Source organism: Bradyrhizobium sp. sGM-13 (genome assembly GCF_018398875.1).
Lineage (GTDB): Bacteria > Pseudomonadota > Alphaproteobacteria > Rhizobiales > Xanthobacteraceae > Bradyrhizobium.
In genome coordinates, this window is sequence record NZ_JAGWDK010000376.1 from 1 (window position 1) to 253 (window position 253).

Annotated in this window: 1 protein-coding gene; it reads left to right on the forward strand. The window is 55.7% G+C overall.

What is annotated here, in order from left to right:
• Positions 1 to 253: cbb3-type cytochrome c oxidase subunit I (locus tag KJQ96_RS39355; protein ID WP_213291257.1), on the forward strand; the 253-nt coding region annotated here is incomplete at both ends.

The window sequence follows — 253 nt, forward strand, 5'->3', positions numbered from 1 at the left end:
TTTGCGCACAAGCTCTCTTTGGTCGGCTTCTGGTCGCTCGCCCTGTTCTATCCCTTCGTCGGCATCCATCATTATCTCTACAGTCCAATTGCCGACTGGGCCGAAACGCTGGCGGTCATCACCTCGATGCTTCTCATCATTCCGGTGTGGACCGTGCTGGTGAATTTCTTCGGGACGATGACGGGCAAGTGGCACGAGTTCGGGCGCAACCTGCCTGCCAAGTTCCTGATCATGGGCTCGCTAATGTATCTCA